This is a genomic window from Acidiphilium multivorum AIU301, from assembly GCF_000202835.1.
In the GTDB taxonomy this organism is placed as follows: domain Bacteria; phylum Pseudomonadota; class Alphaproteobacteria; order Acetobacterales; family Acetobacteraceae; genus Acidiphilium; species Acidiphilium multivorum.
In genome coordinates, this window is sequence record NC_015186.1 from 2,380,431 (window position 1) to 2,403,897 (window position 23,467).

Sequence of the window (23,467 nt, forward strand, 5' to 3'; positions counted from 1 at the left end):
AGACCGTCAGCAGGTGACTTCGAGGGCGCGGGCCAGCGTTCCGGGATCGGCATTGCCGCCGGAGAGAACGACTCCCACCGCCAGGCCGTCGAGCGGCAGCGCCTCGGCCAGCACCGCCGCCAGCGCCACCGCGCCGCCGGGCTCGACCGCGAGCTTGAGATGGCGCAGCGCGAAGCCCATCGCGGCGAGCACCTGCGACTCGCCGACGGCGACGGCGCCGGCGAGGCGGGGCGCGTTGAGCGCGAAGGTGAGTTCGCCGGGCGTCATCGCCATCAGCGCGTCGCAGAGCGCGGAGCCCGCGCCGTCGTTGGCGAGGCGGGTGCCGGCGGCCAGCGAGCGGCCGGTATCGTCCCAGCCCTCGGGCTCGACGGCGATCAGCCGGGTCGCGGGCGAGGCGTGTTCGAGGGCGAGGGCGCAGCCGGCGGTCAGGCCGCCGCCGCCGGTGCAGACGAAGACGAGATCGAGTTCGGCGCCCGCCGCCCGCGCATCCTCCACCAGTTCGAGGGCGAGGGTGCCCTGCCCGGCGATCACGTCCGGATGGTCGTAGGGGGGGATCAGGGCGGCGCCGGTGCGGGCGGCGATGGCGGCGCCGATCGCCTCGCGGTCCTCGGTGCGGCGGTCGTACTGCACGATGTCGGCCCCCCAGGCGGCGGTCGAGTCGCGCTTGATGGCGGGGGCGTCGCGCGGCATCACGATGGTGGCGGGAATCCCGAGGGCGGCGGCGGCGCAGGCCACCGCCTGGCCGTGATTGCCCGAGGAATAGGCGACGACGCCGGCCGCGCGCGCCGCGGGGGCGAGCCGCAGGATCGCGTTGGTCGCGCCGCGCAGCTTGAAGCTGCCGGTGCGCTGCAGCGGCTCGGCCTTGATGAAGACCTCCGCGCCGGTCCGCTCGTCGAGCGCGGGAGAGCGCAGCGCCGGGGTGCGGACGATGTGCGGGGCGATGAGGGCGCGGGCGGCGAGAACATCCTCGGCGGTGGGCAGGCGGGTCATTGCTTGGGCCTCATGAGTGCGGCGGGGGCGGCGGCGAGCCGGGCGGCGGACAGGACGTAGGATTCGATCGCGACGCCGGCGCGGCGGCGGGCGGCGTGGCCGGCGGGGACGGCGGCTGCGACCTGGCCTGCCGCGAAGCCGGCGAGCCAGGATGGTTCGACCAGCAGGACCGGCGTGCCGGGCGGGGCCGGCGGGGCGGCGAAGAACCGCCAGCGCGGACCGAGTCCGACCACGGCGAAGCGGGGCGGCAGGTCGTGCGCGAGTTCGGACAGGGTGCTGTAGTCGGTGCTGGCGATCACGGTGAGGTGGCGCGAGGCGGCGGCGCGGGCGACATCGCGCGCCAGCGCCCGCCAGCCGGCGAGGCGGATCGCGGTCGGGTCGCGGTGCGGGGGCAGCGGGAACGGGGCGGCGGCGGCCTGGAGCCAGACGATCGCGGCGAGCAGGAAGCCGAGCGCCGCGGCGGCCCGCAGCCAGGCGCGGGCGATGCGCGGGGCGATGGCGCCGGCGGCGAGGGCGGCGCCGGGGTAGAGGATGGCGGGCCAGTTCGCCTGCACGGGGCCGGAGAGCGTGTGCTCGACAAAGACGGCGGCGGGCACCAGCACGGCGAGCAGGACCAGGCGGGCGGGGGCGGAACGGTCGCGCCGCAGCGACCAGACGCCCCAGGCCATCAGGCCGAGGACGATCGGGGTGGCGAGGCCGGCCTGCCCGCCGATCAGCCCGAGCAGGTGGCCGGGCGTCCCGGCCAGGTCGAGATGCGCGGAGCGGCCGCCCTGCTTGGCGAAGCTCGCCCAGCCATGCGCCGCGTTCCACAGGACCACCGGCAGCATCGCCAGCAGGCCGAGCAGCAGCCCGAGCCAGGGCAGCGGTCGGCGCAGCCCCGCCCTGCCCTCGCGCGTGGCGAGCATGAACAGGCCGATGGCGACGAAGAGCAGGGCGGCGGTGTATTTGGCCTCGAAGCCGAGCCCCGCGGCGAGGCCGGCGGCGAGAAACCAGCGGTCGTCGCCGGTGGCGAGCCAGCGCGCCATCGCCCAGAGCGAAGCGGTCCAGAACAGCAGGAGCGGCGTGTCCGGCGTGGTGATGATGGCGCCGGCATTCAGCACCAGGGTGGCGTTGAGCAGGAGCGCGGCGGTGAGGCCGGCGCGGCGGTTGGGAAAGAGATCCTCGCCGGCGCGCCAGAGCAGCAGCGTGCCGATCGCGGCGGAGAGCGGCGAGAGCAGACGGATGCCGAGCGCGCCGTTGCCGGCGATGAACGTGCCGGCCCGGATCCAGAGCGCGATCAGCGGCGCGTCGTCGTAATAGCCGGTGGCGAGGTGCCTCGACCACAGCCAGTAATAGGTCTCGTCCGGCGAGAGCGGGATGAGGGCGGCGAGGACGAGGCGGAGGAGGGTGAGGCCGGCCAGGGCCGCCAGCCAGGCCTGGCGGCTCATCGCCCGGACCGGTCCGGCGCGCTCATCGCACGCATCGGTTCTGCGCGCTCATCGCACGCACGGCTTTTGCGCGCTCATCGCACGCACGACTTTTGCGCGCTCATCGCACGCGCCAGACCAGGGTGGCGGAGACCGCGTAGTTCCAGACCACGCCGATCGCCGAGCCGGCGGCGCTGGCGGCGAGGCCGTTGGCGTCGCCCCGGTGATAGAGCGCGCCGGCGATGCCGATATTGGCGATGGCGCCGAGGCCGCAGACCAGCATGAACAGCACGAGACCCTGCCAGTAGCGCACGCCGCGCAGCTTCATCGTGCGGTAGGTCAGGCGGTTGTTCAGCTCGAAATTGGCGACCATCGCGACGATGGTGCCGAGCGTCTGCGCCGGGCCGAAACCGAGCCCGGCGGCGCGGCTCGCCTGCATTGCCGCGAGGTTCACGAAAATGCCGAACAGGCCGACCAGGGCGAAGGCGATGAAGCGCAGCGGCACCATGCCGCCCAGCGCGCGGTCGACGAACTGGCCGGCGAACTGGACCATCACCAGGATGTCGAGCTTGCTTTCGCCGGCGGCGCGGGGGCGGAAGCGGTAGGGGAGTTCGGCGACCTTCAGCGGGGTCGGCGCGGAGAGCAGCAGGTCGAGCAGGATCTTGAAGCCCTGCCCGTTCAGCCGGTGCGCCAGGTCCTCGAACAGCGACTGGCGGAGGAGGAAGAAGCCGCTCATCGGGTCGGAGATCGCAACACCGGCGAGTTTCCGGGCGAGGCCGATGCCGGCGGCGGAAAGGCGCTGGCGCAGCGGCGAGGCGAGGCCGGCGGCGTCGCCGCCGCCGACGTGGCGGCTGCCCACCGCGATGTCCGCCCCCGCGCGCACGGCGTCGAGCATCGCGGGGAGGATGGTCTCGTCGTGCTGGAGGTCGCCGTCGATCACCGCGACGAAGGGGGCGGAACTGGACAGCGCCCCCTCGATGACGGCCGAGGACAGGCCGCGGCGGCCGACGCGGCGGAGGCAGCGGACGCGGGTGTCGGTCCGCGCCAGGGCGCGGGCGGCGTCGGCCGTGCCGTCGGGGCTGTCGTCGTCGACGAAGATCACCTCCCAGTCGATGCCGGCGAGGGCGGCATCGAGGGCGGCGACCATGGGGGCGACGTTCGGCTCCTCGCGATAGCAGGGAACGACGACGCTGAGGACCGGGCTGCGGCAGGCCGTCACGCGGGCAGGCTCAGCCGCCGAGCGCCTCCAGCACCGCCTCGGCCCGGCTGACCTCGAAGCCGCCCGGCTGCTCGATGGCGAGGTGCGTCACCAGCCCGTCCTGCGCGACCAGGGCATAGCGCTGGCTGCGGACGCCGAGGCCGCGGGCGATGAGGTCGAGCTCGAGGCCGAGGGCGCGGGTGAAGGCGCCGGAGCCGTCGGCGAGGAAGGTGATCTTGCCGCCGGCCTTCTGGCTCTCGGCCCAGGCGGTCATCACGAACACGTCGTTCACCGCGATGCAGGCGATCTCGTCGACACCCTTCGCCTTCAGCGCGTCGTAATGCTCGAGGAAGCCGGGAACGTGCTTCGCGCTGCAGGTCGGGGTGAAGGCGCCGGGAACGGCGAAGAGCACCACCGTCTTGCCGGCGAACAGCTCGCCGGTGTCGATCTCCTGCGGTCCCTCGGCGCCGGGGGTCATCAGCTTCATGGCCGGGAGCCTGTCGCCCACCTTGATCATCGCGTCTCTCCTGATTGGATGGCCTGTTCGAGCAGACTGGTAGCCGAAGCCGGGCCGCGCGTGAAGGCGGGCGGTTCAGGCGTAGCGTTCCTCGGCCCAGGGATCGGCGTTGTTGTTGTAGCCGCGGGTTTCCCAGAAGCCCTTGCGGTCGGCCGTCGCGAAGGTGATGCGGCGGACCCATTTGGCGGATTTCCAGAGATAGTAGCGCGGCACCAGCACCCGCACCGGGCCGCCGTGCTGACGGGTCAGCGGCTTTCCCTCCCAGCTGTGCACCAGGTAGCAGTCCTCGGCGGCGAACTGGTCGAGGCGGAGATTGGTCGTGTAGTCGTCATAGGATTCGAAGAGGACGTGGGTCGCCTCCGGGTGCGGCCGCACCAGGTCGAGGATGGTGCGGATCGACACGCCGCGCCAGTGATTGTCGTAGCGCGACCAGGTGGTGACGCAGTGCATGTCCGACACGCTGTCCTGCTGCGGCAGGGCCATGAACCCGTCCCAGTCGAGGGTGACGGGATTGGCGACGGCGCCGTCGATCGCGAGGCGGAAGGCGGCTTTCGGCACCTCGGGCTGGACGCCGAGATCGAGCACCGGCCAGTCGGTGACGAGGCGCTGGCCGGGCGGGAGGCGCTGCGCCGGCGGCGCGGTGGCGCCGGTCAGGCCCCGCCCCTCGCGCGACCAGTCCTGCTTGCGGCCGATCAGCTTGTCGCGGATCTGGCCGATCAGGCTGATTTCCGGTCCGTCGTTTCCCTGCTTGTCCGCTTCGTCCATCGCCGTTCTCCTTCCGGGCCGGACGATGATATGGGGTGAAGGGGCGCGCGGTCCAGCGCGCGGCGGGGGTCAGCGGTTCTTGAGGATGCGGGCCTTGTCGCGTTCCCAGTCGCGCTTGGCGATGGCCTGGCGCTTGTCGTGCTGCTTGCGGCCCTCGGCGATGCCGAGCGTGACCTTGGCGAGGCCGCGCGGGTTGAAATGCACGTCGAGCGGGACGACGGTCGAGCCCTGGCGGGCGATGGCGCCGAGGAGCTGGTCGATCTGCTTGCGCTTGAGCAGCAGCTTGCGCGGGCCCTTGGTGTCGAAGCGGGAGAGCACGCCGCCCTGGTATTCGGGGATGTACATGTTGAAGAGATACATCTCGCCGTCGCGCTCGCCGGCGAAGGCCTCGGAGAGCGTGGCGCGGCCCATGCGCAGCGACTTCACCTCGGCGCCGCGCAGCACGATGCCCGCCTCGACCGTGTCCTTGATCGTGTAGTTGAACCGGGCCTTGCGGTTCTGCGCCGCGATCCCGTGGGAGATCAGCCCGGATTTCCGGGGCTCGGCCATCAGGCGAGCAGCCCGAGCCCGGTCATCGCGGCGCGCATCTGCGCCTTCGTCGCCTCGGCGAGCGGGGCGAGCGGCAGGCGGCAGAATTCCGAGCCGAATCCGAGCAGGGAGGCGGCGTATTTCGCCGGGGCGGGATTGCTCTCGGCGAACATCGCATCGTGCAGGGGCAGCAGGCGGGACTGGATCGCCATCGCGGTCTTCAGGTCGCCGGCGCGCCAGGCCGCCTGCATCTCGGCGCAGAGGCGCGGGGCGATGTTGGCGGTCACCGAGATGCAGCCGACGCCGCCGGCGGCGAGGAAGGCGAGCGCGGTGTGATCCTCGCCCGAGAGCTGGCAGAACGACGCGCCGCAGGCGGCGGTGGTGTGCAGCGGGCGGGTGAGGTTCGCCGTCGCGTCCTTCACGCCGACGATGTTGGGGTGCTGGGCGAGGCGGGCCATCGTCGCCACGCTCATGTCGATCACCGAGCGGGGCGGGATGTTGTAGATGATGAGCGGAATACCGATCGCGTCGGCGACCGCGGTGAAGTGGCGGAGCAGGCCGTCCTGCGTCGGCTTGTTGTAGTAGGGGGTGACGACGAGAACGCCGTCGGCGCCGACGGATTCGGCGTGCTTCGCGAGGCCGATGGCCTCGCGCGTGGCGTTCGAGCCGGCGCCGGCGATCACCGGGACGCGTTTCCTCGCCACCTCGACGGTGATCTCGACCACACGCTTGTGCTCGTCATGGCTGAGCGTGGGGGATTCGCCGGTGGTGCCGACCGGGACGAGGCCGTTGGTGCCCTCGGCGATCTGCCATTCGATGAAACGTTCGAGCGCCGCCTCGTCGATGCGACCGTCTTCGTGCATCGGGGTGACCAGCGCGACCAGTGAGCCGTGAAACATTGTGTTCTCCGTGAGTGCGCGTAACCTATTCGCAGCATTCGGCGGCGGCAAGGTATGGGAGCGCGGGAGCAGTCCTGCTATTGGTTCGCGCATGGTCCGGATGTTGCTGCTGCTGACGTCCCTGCTCGCTCTCGGCGCCGCCCCCGCGCCGCTGGGCGCGGTCGCGATCGCCGCCCCGCTGCAGCCCGCCCCCGCCCTCGCCCGGATCATGAACGACATCCGCGCCAATCACTGGACCGAGGCGGAAACGCTGGCCGCCGCCCAGCCGGACCGGCTGGTGGCGCGGCTGGTGACCTATTACCGGGTGCTCGACCCCGGGGCGGCGAGCGAGACCGAGATCGCCACGTTCATGGCCAGATATCCCGACTGGCCGGAGCAGGGAATCCTGGCGCGGCGGTGGAATGAGGCGCTGGCCGCCGACCCGGACGACGCCACGGTGCGGCGCGAATGCCGCACCCGGCTGCCCGAGACCGCCGCCGCCAATGCGCGCTGCGCCGCCGCCCTCGACCAGGTGGCGCCGCGCGAGGCGGCGCGCTTCGCCCGGCGCGCCTGGATCGACGGGTTCGACAGCCCGGCCGGCGCGGCGACGTTCGAGGCGAAATACGCCGCGCTGCTGACGCCGGAGACCAACTGGGCGCGGTTCTCGCGCCTCGCCATCGCCGGGAAGCTCGACGTGGCGACGATGCTGCTCGACCAGTTGCCGGCGGGCGAGGCCGCGACCGCGCGCGCCTTCATCGCCCTCGCGCATGGCGGCAGGCAGGCGCAGGCGGCGGTCGCGGCGCTGACCACGGCGCAGCGGGCGACGCCGTTCCTGTTCTTCGCGGAACTCGCCGCGGCACAGGATCAGGCCGCGCGGCTCGCGCTGTGGCAGGCGCTGGGGGCGGAGGCGGAGAAGCAGGCGACGGGGCTGGCGCGCGCGCTGCTCTGGCGGCGGCGGGAGAGTTTCGCGCGCGACCTGCTCGCCGCCGGCGATGCGAAGGACGCCTATGCGCTGGTCGCCGCCGCGCGGCCGCCGGGCGAGGACGCGCGGGCCAGCCGCGACTTCCTCGCCGGGTTCATCGCCCTGCGGATGCTGCACGAGCCGGCCACGGCGCGGCCCTGGTTCGTTCGGCTGCGCGGGCTTTCGACCGCGGTGATCACCCGCGCCCGCGCCTTCTACTGGCTGGCGCAGACCGAGAGCGGCCAGGCGGCGCGGGCCGACCTGCTGCGCGCCGCCGCCTGGCCGGACACGTTCTACGGCCAGTTGGCCGCCCTTCAGGCGGGGGAAACGCCGGCGCAGCTGGCGGCGCGGATCCGCGCCCTCGGCCCGCCGCGGCTGACGACGGGGCAGGCCACCGCCTTCGCCGAGCGCGAACTGCCGCAGGCCGCCGTGCTGCTGGCCGAGATGGGCGCGCCGCGCCGGGCGCGGGCCTTCCTGCTGCGGATGGCCGAACTCAGCCCGAGCCTTGCCGACCGCTATCTCGACGCGCGGCTGGCCGACGGGATCGGCCAGGTTTCGGCCTCGGTGATGGTGGCGCGGATGGCCGGGACGGCGGGGGACATGCTGGTGCATCTCGGCTGGCCGATCCCGCCGGGGCTGCTGCCGGCGCCGGGGCAGCCGCGCCTCGAACCCGCCGCGGCCACGGTTCCGCCGCCGCCGGCGCCGCCGCCGCGCAGCGTGATCCTGTCGCTGATCCGCCAGGAGAGCAGTTTCGATCCGCGCGCGACCAGCCCCTCGGGCGCGGAGGGGCTGATGCAGCTGATGCCGGGGACGGCGCGGGAGGTGGCGCGGCAGTCCGGACTCGCGCTGCCGCCGGGCGCGCTGGTCGATGACCCGGCGCGGAACGTCGCCCTCGGCTCGGCGTATTTCGCCCGTCTGCTGCAGCGCTTCGGCGATTGCCTGCCGCTCGCGATCGCGGCCTATAACGGCGGGCCGCGCAACGTCGAGAAATGGATCGCCGCCAATGGCGACCCGCGCATGCCGAAGGCGCAGGGCGGCGTCGATCTCGTGACGTGGATCGAGGAGATCCCGTTCGGGGAGACGCGCAACTATGTGGAACGGGTGACGGAGGGGATCGTGATCTATCGCGCGCTGGAAGGGAAGCCGGCGACCGATCCGGTGGTGCGGTGGACCGCGTCGCGGTGAGCGCATCGGACGTGCTGGGAAGGGCGGTGGCCTCGGGCCTCGGCATCGGCTTCGTGCCCCGCGCGCCGGGCACCGCGGGCGCGCTGCTCGGGCTGCTCGCCGGCGGCATACTTTATACTTACGGCACCGTCGCGCTCGCCGCCGGGATCGTGATCGCCAGCGCGGCGGGGATGATCGCGATTCCGCGGACCGGCATGGCGGGGCGCGACCCCGGCTGGATCGTGATCGACGAGGTCGCGGGGCAGATGATCGCCCTGCTCGGCCTGCCCTGGCTGACCGGCTCGGGCGTGCTGCTCGCCTTCCTGCTGTTCCGCGTCTTCGACATCCGCAAGCCCTGGCCGATCAGCCTGGCCGATGCGCGGCACGACGCGCTGGGGATCATGGCGGATGACTGGATCGCCGGCGCATTCGCCGCGATCGTGCTGGCGGCGCTGCGCCTCGTCTGGCCGGGGACGGGGCTGTGAACCCGAGGGCGGCAGCCGTGATCGGGCGGGCGCGGGAGGCGGGGCGGACGATCGCGACGGCGGAGAGCTGCACCGGCGGGATGATCGCCGCGGCCCTGACCGACATCGCCGGCGCGTCCGCCGTGTTCGGCCACGGCTTCGTCAGCTACGCGAACGACGCGAAGGAGGCGATGCTCGGCGTCGAGCCCGGGCTGATCGCGCGGGAGGGCGCGGTGAGCGAGACGGTGGCGCGGGCGATGGCCGAGGGCGCGCGGGCGCGGGCGGGGGCCGATCTCGCGGTGGCGGTGACGGGGATCGCCGGGCCGGAGGGGGGATCGGCGGAGAAGCCGGTCGGCACGGTCTGGTTCGGCCTCGCCCGGAAGGACGGCGCGACGCTGGCCGAGCGGCGCGTCTTCCCCGGCGACCGGGACGCGGTGCGGCGGGCGACGGTGGACCACGCGCTCGACCTGCTGGCCGCGGCGCTGGGATAGGGCATCGTCCGGTCGGACAAGGATGCTCTGGTGATCCTGTCGACCGGGTAGAGCGCTACGTCCGGTCCGGGAGGATCGGAACGCGCTCCGGATTGTTTCGATTTACTCGGGATTAACCGGAGTTCCGGATAGTGCGGCGAGATGCCGCCGCCTGGCGACGGCCTGGGCGGAGTTGGAACCGGGATGCTGAATACCGAAGCCGCCACGACTGCGCTGCGGCTGGAGCGGGACAGATACGCGCTGCTGGCGTTCTGCTGGGGCGACCTGCTTCTCACCCTCGATCCGCGCCTCAGGATCGAGACCGCCTCCGGCGCGAGCGAGGCGCTGACCGGACTGCCCGAGCAGGCCTGGACCGGCCGGAACCTCACCGACCTGATCGCGGCACAGGACCGCGGCCGCATTGCCGCGGTGCTCGAGTCGCTGACGCCGACGCGCCGGGTGCTGGCGGGGACGATCCGCCTCGCCGGGCGGGACGGCGCCGTGGGGGCGCGGGTGAGCGTCGCGGCGCACCGGCTGGATACCGCGCGGGATGCGATCTACGTGTCCATGCGCAAGCTGGCGGAGGACGCGCCGGACGAGCCGGAAGAGATCGAGGAGGTGCCGCGCCTCGCCGAACGCCTCGCCGCCGCCGGCGCGCAGGGGGCGGAAATGACGCTGTTCGCGATTCCGGGGATCGCGCAGGAGGGCGGCCAGCCGCTCGGCGAGACGCTCGGCGACCTGCTGCGCGCCCATTCGCTCGGCGGCGACACGGCGATGCGGCTGGATTCGGGGCATTATTCGGTGCTGCACGAGGCGGGACGGACCTTCGGCGCGGTGATCCACCAGATCGAGGCGATGATCCATGCCGCCGATCCGACGGCGCCGCCGCCGCGGATCGAGTCGATGACGCTGCCGATGCAGGCGGAGGGGATGAGCGAGGGCGACCTCGCCCGCGGGCTGGTCTATGCGATGCACCGGTTCGGCGAGGGCAGCGAACTGTCGCTGCACGAGGCGGGGCAGCGGCTGCGCGAGCGGCTGAGCGACGCGATGGGCAGCGTGACGCGGCTGCGCCGCGCGATCGATGATGGGGTGTTCGGCATCGCCTTCCAGCCGATCGTCGATATCCGCAGCGGCGCGATCCATCACTTCGAGGCGCTGACCCGGTTCGACGAGGCGGGCACCGGCTCGCCCTTCGAGACCATCCTGCTGGCCGAGGAAACCGGGCTGATCGAGGATTTCGACCTCGCGATGGCGCGCAAGGCGGTGTCCTGGCTCGGAAGGCTGCCACTGAACGACGAGCATGTCTGCATCGCGGTCAACATTTCCGGCCGGTCGATCAACAGCGCCGCCTATGCCGAGGGGCTGCACCGGCTGCTGGAGGAGAATATCTGGCTGCGCCGCCGGCTGTCGTTCGAGATCACGGAGAGTGCGCAGATCGCCGATCTCGACGCGGCGAACGGCTTCATCCAGGGGCTGCGGCGGCGCGGCTTCGGCGTGACGCTCGACGATTTCGGCGCCGGCGCCGCGTCGTTCCGCTATCTCTCGGTGCTGGAGGTCGACGCGGTGAAGTTCGACGGCGCGGCGATCCGCCACGCCCAGCGGGCGCAGAAGGGCCGCGCCTTCCTCAGCGCGCTGACCGAGCTGTGCCGGCGCATGGGGATCTCGACGATCGCCGAGATGATCGAGACGCCGGAGGCGCTGGCCTTCGTGCGGGAGTGCGGCTGCAATTTCGTGCAGGGCTACCTGTTCGGCCAGCCGGCGGCGGATATCGGCCGGTTCGCGCAGCTGCCCAATCGCGGCCTGCTGGTGCCGCCGCGCCGGGACCCGGTGGGCGCGGCCAAGGCAACGGCGCGCCGGGGGCGGCCGTAGAGCAATCTCCGATCCTTCCCGAGAGGCCCTAAAACAGCAGCGTGCCCAGGGCGGCGGCGACGGCGAGCAGCGCCAGCGGGTGCAGGCGGAAGCGGAGCGCCGCCAGCATGACACCGAGCGTGAGCGCCCAGGCCGGCGGCCCGCGATCCGCCGCGCGGACGACGACGGAGGCGGCGGCAAGGATCAGCCCGCCGGAGACCGGCGTGATCGCCGCCTGCAGGAGCAGCCGCCAGCGCGCGGTGCGGAACCGCTCCCACACGCCGGAGACCAGCACCGTCAGCACGCTGGACGGGCCGATCATCCCCAGCGTGGCGACCAGCGCGCCGGCGAGGCCGGCGACGTGCAGGCCGATCAGCGTGACGACCAGCATGTTCGGCCCCGGGCTGGTCTGGGCAAGACCGAACAGGGCGGCGAATTGCGGCGCGGTCATCCAGTGATGGGCGACGACGGCGCGGGCCATCGCCGGCAGGGTGCTGGCGACGCCGCCGATCGCGATCAGGGAGAGGCCGGCGAACAGGCCGAGCAGGACCAGCAGGATCATGCCCTGAACCGCCAGGCCAGCAGCACGGAGAGGGGCGTGGCGATGCCGATCACCACCGGCAGGGCGAGATGCAGCACGCCGAACAGGACGAAGGCGAGGCCGACGATGGCGGCACGGGCGGGGCGGTGCAGCACGGGCCAGGCGATTCGCAGCGCGGCGGCGGCGAACAGGCCGGCGGCGCCGGCGGCGAGGCCGAGCAGGGCGTGATGGACGAGGGGGATGCCGCCGATCCGCTCATAGACCGCACCCAGCGCGATGACGATGACGACCGGCGCCGCGAGCAGGCCGGCGATGGCGACCACCGCCCCCTTCGGGCCGCGCTGGCGGGCGCCGAAGGCGGCGGCGAGGTTGACCACGTTCGGGCCGGGCAGGAACTGGCAGAGGCTGAACAGGTCGGCGAACTCGGCCCCGGTGAGCCAGCCGCGGCGCTCGACCATGATGCGGCGGGCGAAGGGCAGCACGCCGCCGAAACCCGACAGGCCGGCCGCGAAGAAGCCGGCGAAGAGTTCGGCAAGGCCGGGGCGGGGCGACTCGGGGTCCATCGCCGTTACTATGCCCTGGGGGGGATGATCGACAAACCGGCGGCGCTCCGGCAATTTGCGCAGATGAGCGATGACGGGAGCGACGATCGGAACCTGCTGGAGGACGACCTCGCGCTGCGCGCGGGGCCGGCGAAGACCAGCCCGCCCCTGCCGGTGGCGCTGATGATCCTGCTGCTCGGCCTCGCGGCGCCGTTCGTGTTCGTGCACACGGCCAGGCCCAGCCCGTTCCTGACCGCGATGGCGCTGCTGCTGCCGCTGTCGGGCACGATCGCGGTGATCGGCTCGGTCGAGTCGATGCGGCGGCGGCATGGCGACCGGGCGGTGCGGACGCGCGCGGTGATCGGGGCGGACGGCGTCGCGCTGCTGCGCCGGCCGGCGGAGACGGAGCACCATGTCTGGGCGGACATCGCCGCCGCCGAGGTGACGCCGACGACGCTCACGCTTCAGGTGCGCGGCGAGGATGGCAAGCGGCTGCGGCGGGCGATCCGCTACGCGGGATTGGAAACACCGGTTGAGATGCTGCGCGGACGGATCGCGCAAGGGTTGAAAAACGGCGCGGCTGTCACAAAGGGCGATCGGTTGTCATAAAAGCTTAACCGACAGCCGGTCGCCTTGTCACACAGGATCATCTAGAGGGCGCGTCAGGACGCAGCGATGCGTTCAACCCACCTGCTGCCCATCGCAACCGACAGGGAGATCCATCGTGCGATCAGACAACAAACTTCGGCGCTCCGTCCTTCTGCGCTCCGGCGCCGCGGCGCTGCTCGTCGCCGGCATCGGCGCCGGCGTCGCCTCTGCCGCGCAGACCGTCACGCTGACCGAGACCGGCTCCACGCTGCTCTACCCGCTGTTCAACATCTGGGTGCCGCATTTCGAGAAGGCGCATCCGGGCATCCGCGTGACGACCCAGGGCACCGGCTCGGGCACCGGCATCGCGCAGGCGATCAAGGGTCTCGTGCAGATCGGCGCGTCCGACGCCTACATGTCGAACGGCCAGCTGAAGCAGAACCCCGGCATCCTGAACATCCCGCTGGCGATCTCGGCGCAGTCGATCAACTACAACATCCCCGGCCTGAACGGTCACCACCTGGTGTTCTCCGGCCCGGTGCTCGCCGACATCTATTCCGGCAAGATCACCAACTGGGATTCGCCGGCGATCGCGAAGCTGAACCCGGGGGTGAAGCTGCCGAACCACAAGATCATCCCGGTGCACCGCACCGACGGTTCGGGTGACACCTTCATCTTCTCGCAGTATCTGAGCTTCTCGACGCCGGAGTGGAACAGCAAGGTCGGCTACGGCACCAGCATCTCCTGGCCGGCGGTGCAGGGCGGGCTCGGCGCGCAGGGCAACCCCGGCATGGTCGAGGCGCTGAAGGGCAACAAGTTTTCGATCGCCTATGTCGGCGTCAGCTTCACCAAGCAGATCGACGCGGCGAAGCTCGGCACCGCGAAGCTGGTGAACCGCGCGGGCAAGGCGCTGCTGCCGACCGCCTCGACGATCAGCGCCGCCGCCGCCGCGCTGGGCGACAAGACGCCGGCGGACGAGCGCATCAGCCTCGTCTTCGCGCCGGGGGCGAACAGCTACCCGATCATCAACTACGAATATGCGATCGTGAACAAGAAGCAGCCGAACAAGGCCACCGCCGATGCGGTGAAGACGCTGCTGACCTGGGCCTCGAACGAGGGCAACTCGGAGCAGTATCTGAAGCAGGTGCATTTCAAGGCGCTGCCGAAGAAGATCCGCGAACTCTCGGCGAAGCAGATCGCCCAGATCGGCAGCTGATCCGGGCGGCCGCAGGCCGGAACAAGCCTACCCTGCCCTTCCGGCTTCGCCGGGAGGGCAGTTTCGTGTAAAGGCACCCGCATGTCGAAGGTGAAACCGTTCAGGCTGGCCATGGCGGCGGTCGCCCTGGTGATTCCGCTCGCCCTTGCCGCCATCGTCTTCTTCCTCGCGCGCTATTCGTGGCAGGCGATCGGGTTCAACGGGCTGCGCTTCCTGTGGACGATCAACTGGAATCTCGGAAATCTCTACGGCAACACGGTGATGCGCCATGGCTACGAGGTGCCGCCGGGAGCGAATTACGGGATTCTCGCCTTCATCGTCGGCACGCTGTTCTCCTCCTTCCTCGCGATCCTGTTCGCCGTGCCGGTGAGCGTCGGCGCCGCGATGTTTCTTTCGGAAAAGGCGCCGGCGCGGATGCGGCCCTGGCTGACCATGCTGGTCGAGCTGGTCGCCGTGGTGCCGAGCGTGGTGTTCGGCCTGTGGGGCATTTTCGTGCTGGTGCCGCTGATCGCGAACTGGATCAGCCCGGCGATCACCGCGACGCTCGGCTTCATCCCCTTCTTCAACATGAGCAACAGCACCGGCAGCGGCTACGGGCTGCTCGCCGCCTCGATCGTGCTGGCGCTGATGATCACGCCGATCATCACCACGACGCTCTACGACGCGCTGAACCAGGTGCCGCGCGAGCTGCGGGAATCGGCCTATGCGCTGGGGGCGACGCATTTCGAGGTGGTCACCAGCACCATGCTGCCGACCGCGCGCGTCACGCTGATCGGCGGCATCGTGCTGGCGCTCGGCCGCGCGCTGGGCGAGACGATGGCGGTGCTGATGGTCTCGGGCGGCGCGCTCAACTACCTGCCGGGGACGATCTTCACCCCGATCAGCACGATGGCCGCCTTCATCCTCTCGCAGCTCGACAGCGCGTTGCAGGACCCGAGCAACATGGCGGTGAAGTCGCTTGCGGAAATCGCGCTGGTGCTGTTCGTCATCACCGTGCTGGTGAACGCCGCGGCGCGGCTGCTGGTCAGGAGGACGATCAATGTCCGCAATGCATGACGCCGCGCCGGCGCGGCTGACCACGCTGGAGCGGCGGCGCTACGCGACCAATATCGTCGGGTGGGGGCTGTGCACCCTCGCCTTCCTGCTGATCGCGGTGCCGCTGCTCGACCTCGTGCTGACGGTGACGCTCAAGGGGGCCTCGGCCTTCTCGATCGAACTCTTCACCACCTCGACCAACGGGGTGACCGGCGGGCTGCAGAACGCGATCATCGGCACGCTGGTGCTCTCGCTCGGCTCGCTCCTGATCGCCACGCCGATCGGGATCGGCGCCGGGATCTATCTCTCGGAATACGGCTCGAACCGCCTCGCCGCGACCGTGCGATTCCTGGCCGACACGCTGACCGGCACGCCCTCGATCGTGCTCGGCTATTTCTCCTACATCACGATGGTGATCGGGCTGGGCTGGAAGTTCTCGGCGCTGGCCGGGGCGATCACGCTCGCCATCATGGTCGTGCCCTATCTGGCGCGGATCACCGAGCTGTCGCTGCGGCGGGTGCCGACCAGCATGCGCGAGGCGGCCTACGCGCTGGGCGCGCGGGACCACACCGTGGCCTCGCGCATCGTGCTGGCGGCGGCGGCGCCGGGGGTGATCACCGGCGTGCTGCTCTCGCTCGCCATCTCGGTCGGCGAGACGGCGCCGCTGATCTATACCGCCGGGTGGTCGAACTATCTCTGGACCGGGAAGCTCACCAACGAGCCGATCGGCTACCTGACCTACGTGATCTGGACCTTCATCAACGAACCGAACCCGGAATCGCACGCCCTCGCCTTCGCCGCGGCACTGCTGGTCATGCTCGTCGTGCTGGCGATCAATATCGGCGTGCGGATGGTGATGCGGCGCGATCCGTGATCAGCCCTCCTGCCTGATATCGGCGACCAGGCCGCCAGTCAGGCGGACCAGGCCGTCAGGCGTGACCGGAAAGACGTGACGGGGCGTGCCGGCCGCGGCCCAGACCTCGGCGAAGGCGAAGAGATCGCGGTCGATGACGATGCGCATCGCCGGATCGTGGCCGGCGGGGGACACGCCGCCGGGCGCGAAGCCGGTGGCATCGCGCACGAAATCGGGGCTGGCGGGGGCGAGTTTCGCGCCGAGGACGGCGGCGAGGCGGCTCTTGCCGACGCGGTTCGCCCCGGAGGCGATCGCGAGCACCGGCGCATCGCCGGCGCGGAAGACGATCGACTTGGCGATCGCGGCGACATCGCAGCCGAGGGCGGCGGCGGCATCGGCGGCGGTCGCAGTGCCTGCGGGGAATTCGCGGATCAGGCCATCGGCGAGGCCGGCGGCGCGCAGGGCGGCGCGGACCCGGGCCAGGGCGGCATCGCTCATCGCAGGCGCGCCAGCAGCAGGATCGCCTCCGCGCCGAGGACGAGCCAGGTGATGAGCGCGCCGGGCGCGCGGCAGAGGAATTGCTGCGGCGAATTCTCCGGCGCGATCATGCCGAACGGGTGGATGATGCGCGCGACCAGCAGCGGGAAGAGCAGCGCGTTCATCTCGAGCCGCCCGGCCCCGCTCGCCTCCAGCAGGGCGGCGAGGAGAAGGATCAGCGGGACGTATTCGGCGAAATTGGCATGGGCGCGGATGCGGCGGGCGAGGCGATCGTTGCCGCCATCGCCGTGGATCACCCGGAAGCCGAAGCGGCCGAAGCCGACCCAGAGCGAGAGGACGAGGTAGATCAGGGCGAGCAGGGCGCCATAGCCGGCGGCGACGGTGGGGAAGGTCATTCTTCGGCTCCCGGTCTGGAGCACTTTCCGGTCCTTCCGGATCGGATGTCGTGCTCCATCATGTTGATGCTCTATGACAGATCCAGCGCCTGCGCGGCGGCGCGCACGGCATCGCGCAGGGCGCCCGGGGTGAAGGGCGAGACGAGGCCGGCGGCGGCGACCAGGCCGCCGAAGGGGCGCGAGCCGCCGAGGGCGCAGAGGTTCACATAGGTGTCGAAGGCGGCGCGCTCGTCGCGCTGCGAGGCGACCCAGAACTGCAGCGCGCAGCACTGCGCCAGGGTGTAGTCGATATAGTAGAAGGGCGAGCGGTAGATGTGCATCTGCGCCTGCCAGCGGCCGCCCATCGCCGGATAGGCGAGGTCGCCCCAGTCCCGCCAGGGGAGATAGAGCTGTTCGAGGCGGCGCCAGATGGCGTGCCGATCGGCCGGCGTGAGATCGGGATCGGCGTAGATCTCGTGCTGGAAGTGATCGACGCAGACGCCGTAGGGCAGGAATTCCAGCGCGCCGATCAGGTGCATCCGCCGGTAGCGCGCGGTGGCGGCGCCGAACATCGGCGCGATATGCGGATGGGCGAGGAATTCCAGGCTCATCGAATGGATTTCCGCGGCCTCCATGGTCGGCCAGAAATAGTCGGAGACCGGCTGTTGCCGGCTCATGTAATTCTGGAACGCGTGGCCCATCTCGTGGGTGAACACGTCGACGTCGTGATGCGTGCCGTTGAAGTTGGCGAAGATGAACGGCATGCCGATGCTGGGAAAGCTGGTGCAGAAGCCGCCGCCGGCCTTGGCGGGGCGGTTGTCGAGATCCATGAAGCCGCCCTCGCGCATCGCGCGGTAGAAGGCATCAAGGCGCGGGTCCATCGCCGCGAACATCTCGGTGGCTGCCTGCTCCAGCACCGCCCGGCCGCCGACGGGTTTCGGATTGCCCTCGGGGTCGATCATCGGCTCGTCCCAGGCCATCAGGCGGTCGAGCCCGTTTTCGGCGCGGCGGCGTTCCATCAGCCGGGCGACGAGGGGGACGACGTGGCGGCGGACTTCCTCGCGATAGGTCGCCACCTCGGCGGGGCCGTAGTCGAGCCGGCCCATGCGGCGATAGGCGAGCGCGGTGAAGCTGGCGTCGCCCAGGGTGCGGGCGATGCGGTGGCGGAGCTTCACCAGCCGGTCGTAGAGGTCGTCGAGCGTGGCGCCGTGCTCGGCGAAGAAGGCCCAGCGGGCGGCGGCGGCATCGTGGCGGACCGCGCGGTCGGGGCTTTCGGCATAGGGGCCGAGGCCGGAGAGGTTCAGCGTCTGGCCGTCGAACGCGATGCGGGCACTGGCGAGCAGCGCCGTGTAGTCGGCGGCGAGGCGGGATTCGGTTTCGAGATCGGCGGCGATTTCGGGGCGGAAGGTGGTGACGTCGTTGCGCCACATCGCCAGCGCGTGGGCGCCGAAGCGGGCTTCGAGCGGGGCCGGATCGAGGCCCAGCAGGCGGGCCTTGAACGTCGTCTCGTGATCGGCGACGACGGGGCCGAGCGCATCGGCGAATTCCCGCGCCGCCTTGCGGGCCGGATCGGCGGTGTCCTGCGAGAAGCGCAGATGGACGAGGCTGGACCAGGTGCCGTGGTCCCGGCGCAGGGCTTCCCAGGCGTCGATCGCGGGGCCGACGGCGCCGGCGTCGAGCTCCGCGTGGAGCGCCCGGTAGGCGGCGGCGAGGCCGGACTCGGTCGGGGTTTCGGCGGTGATCTGGTCGAATCGCATCGTCGCTCCGTGTCTGGATGTCGGGATGTGATGTGGGGCGACCGCGGAACGAAAAAAGGCGCGGCTGGCGCCGCGCCCTTCATCCGGACCGGAAATGCGGCGGCGATCAGGCCGCGGCCGCCTCGCCGGCTTCGTCCTCGTCGGACGCAACCTCGGGCTTCGGCCCGCTGTCCTGCCCCTTGGCGGCGGGATCGCGGTCGACCAGTTCGATCACGGCCATGTCGGCCGCGTCGCCATAGCGCATGCCGGCCTTCAGGACGCGGGTGTAGCCGCCCTGGCGTTCCTTGTAGCGGTCGGCCAGCGAGTCGAAGAGCTTGGCGACGATGACGTCGTCGCGCAGCAGCGCATGGGCTTGGCGGCGCGCATGCAGGCCGCCGCGCTTGCCAAGGGTGATCAGCTTCTCGGCAACGGGCCGGAGCTCCTTGGCCTTGGGCAGCGTGGTGGTGATCTGCTCGTGCTTGAGCAGGGCGACCGCCATGTTGCGGAACATGGCCGCGCGGTGGGACGCGGTGACGCCGAGTTTACGTCCTGCAAGGCCGTGACGCATGGGAGTGACTCCGGATCAGTAAAGACGAAAAGCGTTGTGTGGAAAGGCGATCAGAACGGGTTGTCGGAGCGTTTGACCAGCTCCTCGATGTTTTCGGGCGGCCAGTCCTGCACCACCATGCCGAGGCCGAGGCCCATGGCGGAGAGGACTTCCTTGATCTCGTTCAGCGACTTGCGGCCGAAATTCGGCGTGCGGAGCATTTCCTGTTCGGATTTCTGCACGAGGTCGCCGATATAGACGATGTTGTCGTTCTTGAGGCAGTTCGCCGACCGGACCGAGAGCTCCAGCTCGTCGACCTTGCGGAGCAGGTTCGGGTTGAACGGCAGCTCGGGGCGCGGCTCCTCGGCGCGGAGGCGCTGCGGTTCCTCGAAGTTGATGAACATGCCGAGCTGGTCCTGCAGGATGCGGGCGGCGAGGGCCACGGCATCCTCCGGCGTGACGGCGCCGTTGGTCTCGATGTTCAGGATCAGCCGATCATAGTCGGTCACCTGGCCGACGCGGGTCGGCTCGACGCGGTAGGACACGCGGCGGACCGGCGAGTAGATCGAGTCGACCGGGATCAGGCCGATCGGCGCGTCTTCCGGGCGGTTGGCGGCGGCGGGGAGGTAGCCGCGGCCGGACTCGACCGTGAATTCCATGCCGAGCGTCGCGCCATCGTCCAGCGTGCAGATCACCAGCTCGGGGTTCATGACCTCGATGTCGTGTCCGGTCTGGATCATGCCGGCGGTCACCTCGCAGGGGCCGGTGGCGGAGACGGTCATCCGCTTCGGACCGTCGCCATGCATGCGCACGGCGATCTGCTTGATGTTGAGCACGATGTCGGTCACATCCTCGCGCACGCCGGCGATCGAGGAGAATTCGTGCAGCACGCCGTCGATCCGCACCGAGGTCACGGCGGCGCCGTGCAGGGACGACAGCAGGACGCGGCGCAGGGCGTTGCCGAGGGTCAGGCCAAAGCCGCGCTCGAGCGGCTCAGCAATGATCGTCGCGACGCGCGTGTCGTCCGCGCCGGGTTCGATATCCAGTTTTTCCGGCTTGCGCAGCGACTGCCAGTTCCGCTGCAAGGCCAAGTGCGTGTCTCTCAACATCAGTCCCTCCGGTCGGGCGGCGATGCCACCCTCACCCCATCCAAAAACGTGCCGACTCTCCGGCGGCGCGGTGGAGCCGCGCGCTCCGGGCCGGGCCGCCGACGCGGCCCGCGCGGTCAGACGCGACGGCGCTTGCGCGGGCGGCAGCCGTTATGCGGAATCGGGGTCAGGTCGCGGATCGCGGTGATCGAGAAGCCGATCGTCTGCAGGGCGCGCAGCGCGCTCTCGCGTCCGGCCCCGGGGCCGCTCACTTCGATTTCCAGCGTCTCCATGCCATGCTCGCGCGCCTTGCGGCCGGCATCCTCGGCGGCAACCTGGGCGGCGTACGGGGTCGACTTGCGGCTGCCCTTGAAACCCTGGCTGCCGGCCGAGGACCACGAAATCGCGTTGCCCTGGGCGTCGGAGATCGTCACCATCGTGTTGTTGAAGCTCGCGAGCACGTGAGCGACGCCCGAGGAAATGTTCTTGCGTTCCTTGCGGCGGGGACGCGTGGAGGCTGCTTTGGCCATGGATAATCCTGTCTCTGTCTCGATACGCCGGCCCGTGGGCGGGCGGCGCGGTCAGTCGGTAGGGCGCGGCGGAAGGGCTTAGCGGGTCGCCTTCTTCTTGCCGGCGATCGCGACCGCCTTGCCCTTGCGGGTGCGGGCGTTGGTGTGGGTGCGCTGGCCGCGGACCGGCAGGCCCTTGCGATGGCGCAACCCGCGATAGCAGCCGAGATCGACCAGCCGCTTGATGTTCATGGCGACTTCGCGACGCAGGTCACCCTCGACGCGATAGTCCCTGTCGATCAGCTCGCGGATCTTCATGATCTCGTCTTCGGAGAGCTGGTTCACGCGCTTGTCTTCGCCGATCTCGAGGGACTGGCAGATTTCGCGCGCCTTGGCGGGCCCGATGCCGTAGATGTAACGCAGGCTGATCAGCACGCGCTTGTTCGAAGGAATGTTTACGCCGGCAATACGCGCCACGGTCTGCTCCTTAGATCGCCGCCGGATCGCGCCGGCGGCAGGGAAGATCATCCAACGGAAGGCGAAGCTCGGGCCCGGCGGGCCGGCATCGCCTGAACAAAGTGCGGCGCCCCGCCAGGGAGCGCCGCAAGACTGGTTGTCTAAAGCCCGACCCGGTCAGAGTCAATCGACCTTGATCAAATTTGCGTGATCGGGGCCGTTCATGCCGTTGCCGGCGCGGCGACCCCGGCGCGGCGCAGCGCGCCCTCGATCTCGGCCGTCACCTGATCCATCGCGGCCATCCCGTCGACGACGTGAAGGCGGCCCTTCTGCTCGTAATAGGGCAGGATCGGCGCGGTCTGCGCATTGTAGGCGACCAGGCGGTCCTTCACGACCTCGGCCTTGTCGTCCGGCCGGCGGACGAAATCATGGCTGCCGCATTTGTCGCACACGCCGGGGACGCTGGTCGGGTGGAACTTGTCGTGATAGCCGGCGCCGCAATGCGCACAGGTGAAGCGGCCGGAAATGCGCTCGACCAGCACCGCCTCGTCGACCTTGAGCAGGATGACGGCGTCGAGATCGAATTTCTGCTCGGCGAGCATCGTGTCCAGCGCCTGGGCCTGCGGCACCGTGCGCGGAAAACCGTCGAGGATGAAGCCGTTGCGGCAGTCCGGCTGGGACAGGCGGTTGCGCAGCATGCCGATGATGATCTCGTCCGAAACCAGCGCGCCCGACTCCATCACCGCCTTCGCCGCGCGGCCCAGCTCGGTGCCCGCCTTCACCTCGGCCCGCAGCATGTCGCCGGTCGCGATCTGGGCAACACCGTAACGATCCTGCAGGATCTTGGCCTGGGTGCCCTTGCCGGCACCGGGTGGTCCCAAAAGAATGATGTTCATCGACCGCGTGTTCTCCCTCGGCCTTTTCGGATCAGGCCTTCATACTGGTGTGCCAGAAGGTGCGACTGGATCTGCGCTACCGTATCCATCGTAACAGATACCACGATGAGCAGCGAGGTGCCGCCGAAATAATATCCCGCAGCAAGGTCGAACTGGCCGATCAGGAACTGTGGAATGAGACAGACGATCACGAGATAGGCCGCGCCGATCGTGGTGAGGCGGGTCAGCACCGTGTCGAAATATTTGGCTGTATTTGCGCCTGGGCGGATTCCTGGAACAAATCCGCCATATTTCTTGAGATTGTCGGCGGTTTCTTCCGGGTTGAACACGACAGCCGTATAGAAATACGAGAAGAAGATGATCAGGCCGGCATAGAGCAGCATGTAGCCCGGCTGGCCGTTGGAGAGTTCGCGGGCCAGCAACTGCAGCCAGCCGGGGCCGGTGCCGTGGCTGAAGCCGATCACCGTGGCCGGGATCAGCAGCAGGGAGCTGGCGAAGATCGGCGGGATCACGCCGGAGGTGTTCACCTTCATCGGCAGATGCGACGAATCGCCGCCGAACATCCGGTTGCCGACCTGGCGCTTCGGATACTGGATCAGCACCTTGCGCTGGGCACGCTCCATGAACACGACGAAGGCGACCACCGCGAGCGAGAGCACGAAGAAGCCGATGACGAAGCCGGTGGACAGGCCGCCGGAGGCGCCGAGCTGGAGCACGCTGGCGATCGCGCCCGGCAGGGCGGCGACGATGCCCGCGAAGATGATCAGGCTCGAGCCGTTGCCGATGCCGCGCGAGGTGATCTGCTCGCCCACCCACATCAGGAAGACGGAGCCGCCGGTCAGCGTGATCACGGTAGTGACGATGAAGAACAGGCCCGGATCGAGCACCGCGGGGCCGACCGTGGAGGTGATGCTCTCAAGTCCGATCGCGATGCCGTAGGACTGGGCGAGCGCGATCAGCACGGTCAGGTAGCGGGTGTACTGGTTGATCTTCTGCTGCCCGGTCTGGCCTTCCTTCTTCAGCGCCTCAAGCTGGGGCACGGCCGCCTGGAGCAGCTGCATGATGATCGAGGCCGAGATGTAGGGCATGATGTTCAGGGCGAACACGGTCATGCGGCCGAGCGCGCCGCCGCTGAACATGTTGAACATGCCGAGGATGCCGCCGCCGTTCTGGGCGAGCATGTGCTCCATCACCGTCGGGTCGACCCCGGGGATCGGGATATAGGTGCCAAGGCGGAAAACGATCAGCGCGCCGAGGGTGAACCAGATCCGCTTCTTGAGATCGGTCGCCTTCGACAGGGTTTCGAGGTTGAAGCTCGAAGCGAGTTGCTCAGCGGCGGACGCCATGAATATCCCTCATCCAACGGCAGCGTGCCGTATCTCCGGAAACCGGAACGGCG

At 70.2% G+C, this 23,467-nt stretch carries 26 protein-coding genes; 8 read left to right on the plus strand and 18 right to left on the minus strand.

The features are described 5' to 3' along the window. Positions 1-6: 6 nt before the first annotated feature. The 7 genes from ACMV_RS10675 to dapA form a co-directional block, all read right to left on the minus strand. Complete coding sequence (locus ACMV_RS10675; protein WP_013640448.1) at positions 7-990, minus strand: threonine ammonia-lyase; 984 nt, start codon at positions 988-990, stop codon at positions 7-9. After that, positions 987-2,417 carry an ArnT family glycosyltransferase gene (locus tag ACMV_RS10680; protein ID WP_013640449.1) on the minus strand — a complete coding sequence of 477 codons (1,431 nt, stop codon included), beginning with the start codon at positions 2,415-2,417 and terminating at the stop codon, positions 987-989. The genes ACMV_RS10675 and ACMV_RS10680 overlap by 4 nt, the downstream gene beginning before the upstream one ends. A 100-nt stretch (positions 2,418-2,517) precedes the next feature. Beyond that, complete coding sequence (locus ACMV_RS10685) at positions 2,518-3,615, minus strand: glycosyltransferase (protein WP_013640450.1); 1,098 nt, start codon at positions 3,613-3,615, stop codon at positions 2,518-2,520. 10 nt (positions 3,616-3,625) lie between these two features. Next, positions 3,626-4,111 carry a peroxiredoxin gene (locus ACMV_RS10690; protein ID WP_007423393.1) on the minus strand — a complete coding sequence of 162 codons (486 nt, stop codon included), beginning with the start codon at positions 4,109-4,111 and terminating at the stop codon, positions 3,626-3,628. A gap of 75 nt (positions 4,112-4,186) precedes the next feature. Beyond that, the gene (locus tag ACMV_RS10695) at positions 4,187-4,876 is read right to left on the minus strand and encodes a sulfite oxidase-like oxidoreductase (RefSeq protein ID WP_007423392.1); all 690 of its coding nucleotides are present in this window, start codon (positions 4,874-4,876) and stop codon (positions 4,187-4,189) included. Positions 4,877-4,945: 69 nt separating this feature from the next. Then, positions 4,946-5,425, minus strand: coding sequence for an SsrA-binding protein SmpB (gene smpB / locus ACMV_RS10700; RefSeq protein ID WP_007423391.1), 480 nt, complete (start codon positions 5,423-5,425; stop codon positions 4,946-4,948). Then, a complete protein-coding gene (gene dapA / locus ACMV_RS10705) occupies positions 5,425-6,303 on the minus strand; it encodes a 4-hydroxy-tetrahydrodipicolinate synthase (protein WP_007423390.1) in 879 nt (292 codons plus the stop codon). Before dapA ends, smpB begins: the two co-directional genes overlap by 1 nt. Before the next feature lie 91 nt (positions 6,304-6,394). Here dapA and ACMV_RS10710 point away from each other — a divergent pair, with 91 nt between their 5' ends. From ACMV_RS10710 to ACMV_RS10725, 4 genes are all read left to right on the plus strand, one after another. Then, positions 6,395-8,428, plus strand: a complete 2,034-nt coding sequence (locus ACMV_RS10710) for a lytic transglycosylase domain-containing protein (RefSeq protein ID WP_013640451.1) — start codon at positions 6,395-6,397, stop codon at positions 8,426-8,428. Further along, a complete protein-coding gene (locus ACMV_RS10715; RefSeq protein ID WP_231295247.1) occupies positions 8,425-8,892 on the plus strand; it encodes a phosphatidylglycerophosphatase A family protein in 468 nt (155 codons plus the stop codon). Before ACMV_RS10710 ends, ACMV_RS10715 begins: the two co-directional genes overlap by 4 nt. After that, complete coding sequence (locus ACMV_RS10720; protein ID WP_013640452.1) at positions 8,889-9,362, plus strand: CinA family protein; 474 nt, start codon at positions 8,889-8,891, stop codon at positions 9,360-9,362. The genes ACMV_RS10715 and ACMV_RS10720 overlap by 4 nt, the downstream gene beginning before the upstream one ends. Positions 9,363-9,545: 183 nt before the next feature. After that, on the plus strand, positions 9,546-11,210 hold the full coding sequence (locus ACMV_RS10725) for an EAL domain-containing protein (RefSeq protein ID WP_013640453.1): 1,665 nt from the start codon (positions 9,546-9,548) through the stop codon (positions 11,208-11,210). 28 nt (positions 11,211-11,238) lie between these two features. Here ACMV_RS10725 and ACMV_RS10730 read toward each other — a convergent pair whose 3' ends face one another. Continuing rightward, positions 11,239-11,751 carry a chromate transporter gene (locus ACMV_RS10730; RefSeq protein ID WP_007423461.1) on the minus strand — a complete coding sequence of 171 codons (513 nt, stop codon included), beginning with the start codon at positions 11,749-11,751 and terminating at the stop codon, positions 11,239-11,241. Continuing rightward, positions 11,748-12,293, minus strand: a complete 546-nt coding sequence (locus tag ACMV_RS10735; RefSeq protein ID WP_013640454.1) for a chromate transporter — start codon at positions 12,291-12,293, stop codon at positions 11,748-11,750. The genes ACMV_RS10730 and ACMV_RS10735 overlap by 4 nt, the downstream gene beginning before the upstream one ends. 63 nt (positions 12,294-12,356) lie before the next feature. Here ACMV_RS10735 and ACMV_RS10740 point away from each other — a divergent pair, with 63 nt between their 5' ends. The 4 genes from ACMV_RS10740 to pstA all read left to right on the plus strand — a co-directional run bounded on the left by ACMV_RS10740 (position 12,357) and on the right by pstA (position 15,985). After that, a complete protein-coding gene (locus ACMV_RS10740) occupies positions 12,357-12,881 on the plus strand; it encodes a hypothetical protein (protein WP_231844392.1) in 525 nt (174 codons plus the stop codon). Between the two features lie 115 nt (positions 12,882-12,996). Then, positions 12,997-14,076: a phosphate ABC transporter substrate-binding protein PstS gene (gene pstS / locus ACMV_RS10745; RefSeq protein ID WP_007424204.1), complete on the plus strand. Its 1,080-nt coding sequence runs from the start codon at positions 12,997-12,999 to the stop codon at positions 14,074-14,076. Positions 14,077-14,157: 81 nt separating this feature from the next. Further along, a complete protein-coding gene (gene pstC / locus ACMV_RS10750) occupies positions 14,158-15,132 on the plus strand; it encodes a phosphate ABC transporter permease subunit PstC (RefSeq protein ID WP_007424203.1) in 975 nt (324 codons plus the stop codon). After that, positions 15,116-15,985 carry a phosphate ABC transporter permease PstA gene (pstA, locus tag ACMV_RS10755; protein WP_007424202.1) on the plus strand — a complete coding sequence of 290 codons (870 nt, stop codon included), beginning with the start codon at positions 15,116-15,118 and terminating at the stop codon, positions 15,983-15,985. The genes pstC and pstA overlap by 17 nt, the downstream gene beginning before the upstream one ends. Here pstA and ACMV_RS10760 read toward each other — a convergent pair whose 3' ends face one another. From ACMV_RS10760 to secY, 9 genes are all read right to left on the minus strand, one after another. Continuing rightward, a complete protein-coding gene (locus ACMV_RS10760; RefSeq protein ID WP_007424201.1) occupies positions 15,986-16,462 on the minus strand; it encodes a YbaK/EbsC family protein in 477 nt (158 codons plus the stop codon). Then, positions 16,459-16,857: an MAPEG family protein gene (locus tag ACMV_RS10765; RefSeq protein WP_007424200.1), complete on the minus strand. Its 399-nt coding sequence runs from the start codon at positions 16,855-16,857 to the stop codon at positions 16,459-16,461. Before ACMV_RS10765 ends, ACMV_RS10760 begins: the two co-directional genes overlap by 4 nt. 71 nt (positions 16,858-16,928) lie before the next feature. Next, positions 16,929-18,593 (minus strand): M3 family oligoendopeptidase, encoded by a 1,665-nt coding sequence (locus ACMV_RS10770; protein WP_012039714.1) that lies wholly within the window; start codon positions 18,591-18,593, stop codon positions 16,929-16,931. A gap of 106 nt (positions 18,594-18,699) precedes the next feature. Next, positions 18,700-19,140: a 50S ribosomal protein L17 gene (gene rplQ, locus ACMV_RS10775; protein WP_007424198.1), complete on the minus strand. Its 441-nt coding sequence runs from the start codon at positions 19,138-19,140 to the stop codon at positions 18,700-18,702. Between the two features lie 50 nt (positions 19,141-19,190). Continuing rightward, positions 19,191-20,210: a DNA-directed RNA polymerase subunit alpha gene (locus ACMV_RS10780; protein ID WP_013640458.1), complete on the minus strand. Its 1,020-nt coding sequence runs from the start codon at positions 20,208-20,210 to the stop codon at positions 19,191-19,193. Positions 20,211-20,344: 134 nt separating this feature from the next. Then, positions 20,345-20,737, minus strand: a complete 393-nt coding sequence (gene rpsK, locus ACMV_RS10785) for a 30S ribosomal protein S11 (protein WP_007424196.1) — start codon at positions 20,735-20,737, stop codon at positions 20,345-20,347. Between the two features lie 78 nt (positions 20,738-20,815). Beyond that, positions 20,816-21,193 carry a 30S ribosomal protein S13 gene (gene rpsM / locus ACMV_RS10790; RefSeq protein WP_007424195.1) on the minus strand — a complete coding sequence of 126 codons (378 nt, stop codon included), beginning with the start codon at positions 21,191-21,193 and terminating at the stop codon, positions 20,816-20,818. Between the two features lie 200 nt (positions 21,194-21,393). Then, on the minus strand, positions 21,394-22,068 hold the full coding sequence (locus ACMV_RS10795; protein ID WP_013640459.1) for an adenylate kinase: 675 nt from the start codon (positions 22,066-22,068) through the stop codon (positions 21,394-21,396). Continuing rightward, the gene (gene secY, locus ACMV_RS10800; RefSeq protein WP_007424193.1) at positions 22,065-23,414 is read right to left on the minus strand and encodes a preprotein translocase subunit SecY; all 1,350 of its coding nucleotides are present in this window, start codon (positions 23,412-23,414) and stop codon (positions 22,065-22,067) included. The genes ACMV_RS10795 and secY overlap by 4 nt, the downstream gene beginning before the upstream one ends. Between the last annotated feature and the right edge of the window lie 53 nt (positions 23,415-23,467).

Coding starts and splice junctions, on each gene's coding strand:
- ACMV_RS10675 (WP_013640448.1), bottom strand. CDS start 990: ATGACCCGCCTGCCCACCGCCGAGGATGTTCTCGCCGCCCGCGCCCTC.
- ACMV_RS10680 (WP_013640449.1), bottom strand. CDS start 2,417: ATGAGCCGCCAGGCCTGGCTGGCGGCCCTGGCCGGCCTCACCCTCCTC.
- ACMV_RS10690 (WP_007423393.1), bottom strand. CDS start 4,111: ATGATCAAGGTGGGCGACAGGCTCCCGGCCATGAAGCTGATGACCCCC.
- ACMV_RS10695 (WP_007423392.1), bottom strand. CDS start 4,876: ATGGACGAAGCGGACAAGCAGGGAAACGACGGACCGGAAATCAGCCTG.
- smpB (WP_007423391.1), bottom strand. CDS start 5,425: ATGGCCGAGCCCCGGAAATCCGGGCTGATCTCCCACGGGATCGCGGCG.
- dapA (WP_007423390.1), bottom strand. CDS start 6,303: ATGTTTCACGGCTCACTGGTCGCGCTGGTCACCCCGATGCACGAAGAC.
- ACMV_RS10710 (WP_013640451.1), top strand. CDS start 6,395: ATGGTCCGGATGTTGCTGCTGCTGACGTCCCTGCTCGCTCTCGGCGCC.
- ACMV_RS10725 (WP_013640453.1), top strand. CDS start 9,546: ATGCTGAATACCGAAGCCGCCACGACTGCGCTGCGGCTGGAGCGGGAC.
- ACMV_RS10730 (WP_007423461.1), bottom strand. CDS start 11,751: ATGATCCTGCTGGTCCTGCTCGGCCTGTTCGCCGGCCTCTCCCTGATC.
- ACMV_RS10735 (WP_013640454.1), bottom strand. CDS start 12,293: ATGGACCCCGAGTCGCCCCGCCCCGGCCTTGCCGAACTCTTCGCCGGC.
- ACMV_RS10740 (WP_231844392.1), top strand. CDS start 12,357: ATGAGCGATGACGGGAGCGACGATCGGAACCTGCTGGAGGACGACCTC.
- pstC (WP_007424203.1), top strand. CDS start 14,158: ATGTCGAAGGTGAAACCGTTCAGGCTGGCCATGGCGGCGGTCGCCCTG.
- pstA (WP_007424202.1), top strand. CDS start 15,116: ATGTCCGCAATGCATGACGCCGCGCCGGCGCGGCTGACCACGCTGGAG.
- ACMV_RS10760 (WP_007424201.1), bottom strand. CDS start 16,462: ATGAGCGATGCCGCCCTGGCCCGGGTCCGCGCCGCCCTGCGCGCCGCC.
- ACMV_RS10765 (WP_007424200.1), bottom strand. CDS start 16,857: ATGACCTTCCCCACCGTCGCCGCCGGCTATGGCGCCCTGCTCGCCCTG.
- ACMV_RS10770 (WP_012039714.1), bottom strand. CDS start 18,593: ATGCGATTCGACCAGATCACCGCCGAAACCCCGACCGAGTCCGGCCTC.
- rplQ (WP_007424198.1), bottom strand. CDS start 19,140: ATGCGTCACGGCCTTGCAGGACGTAAACTCGGCGTCACCGCGTCCCAC.
- rpsK (WP_007424196.1), bottom strand. CDS start 20,737: ATGGCCAAAGCAGCCTCCACGCGTCCCCGCCGCAAGGAACGCAAGAAC.
- ACMV_RS10795 (WP_013640459.1), bottom strand. CDS start 22,068: ATGAACATCATTCTTTTGGGACCACCCGGTGCCGGCAAGGGCACCCAG.
- secY (WP_007424193.1), bottom strand. CDS start 23,414: ATGGCGTCCGCCGCTGAGCAACTCGCTTCGAGCTTCAACCTCGAAACC.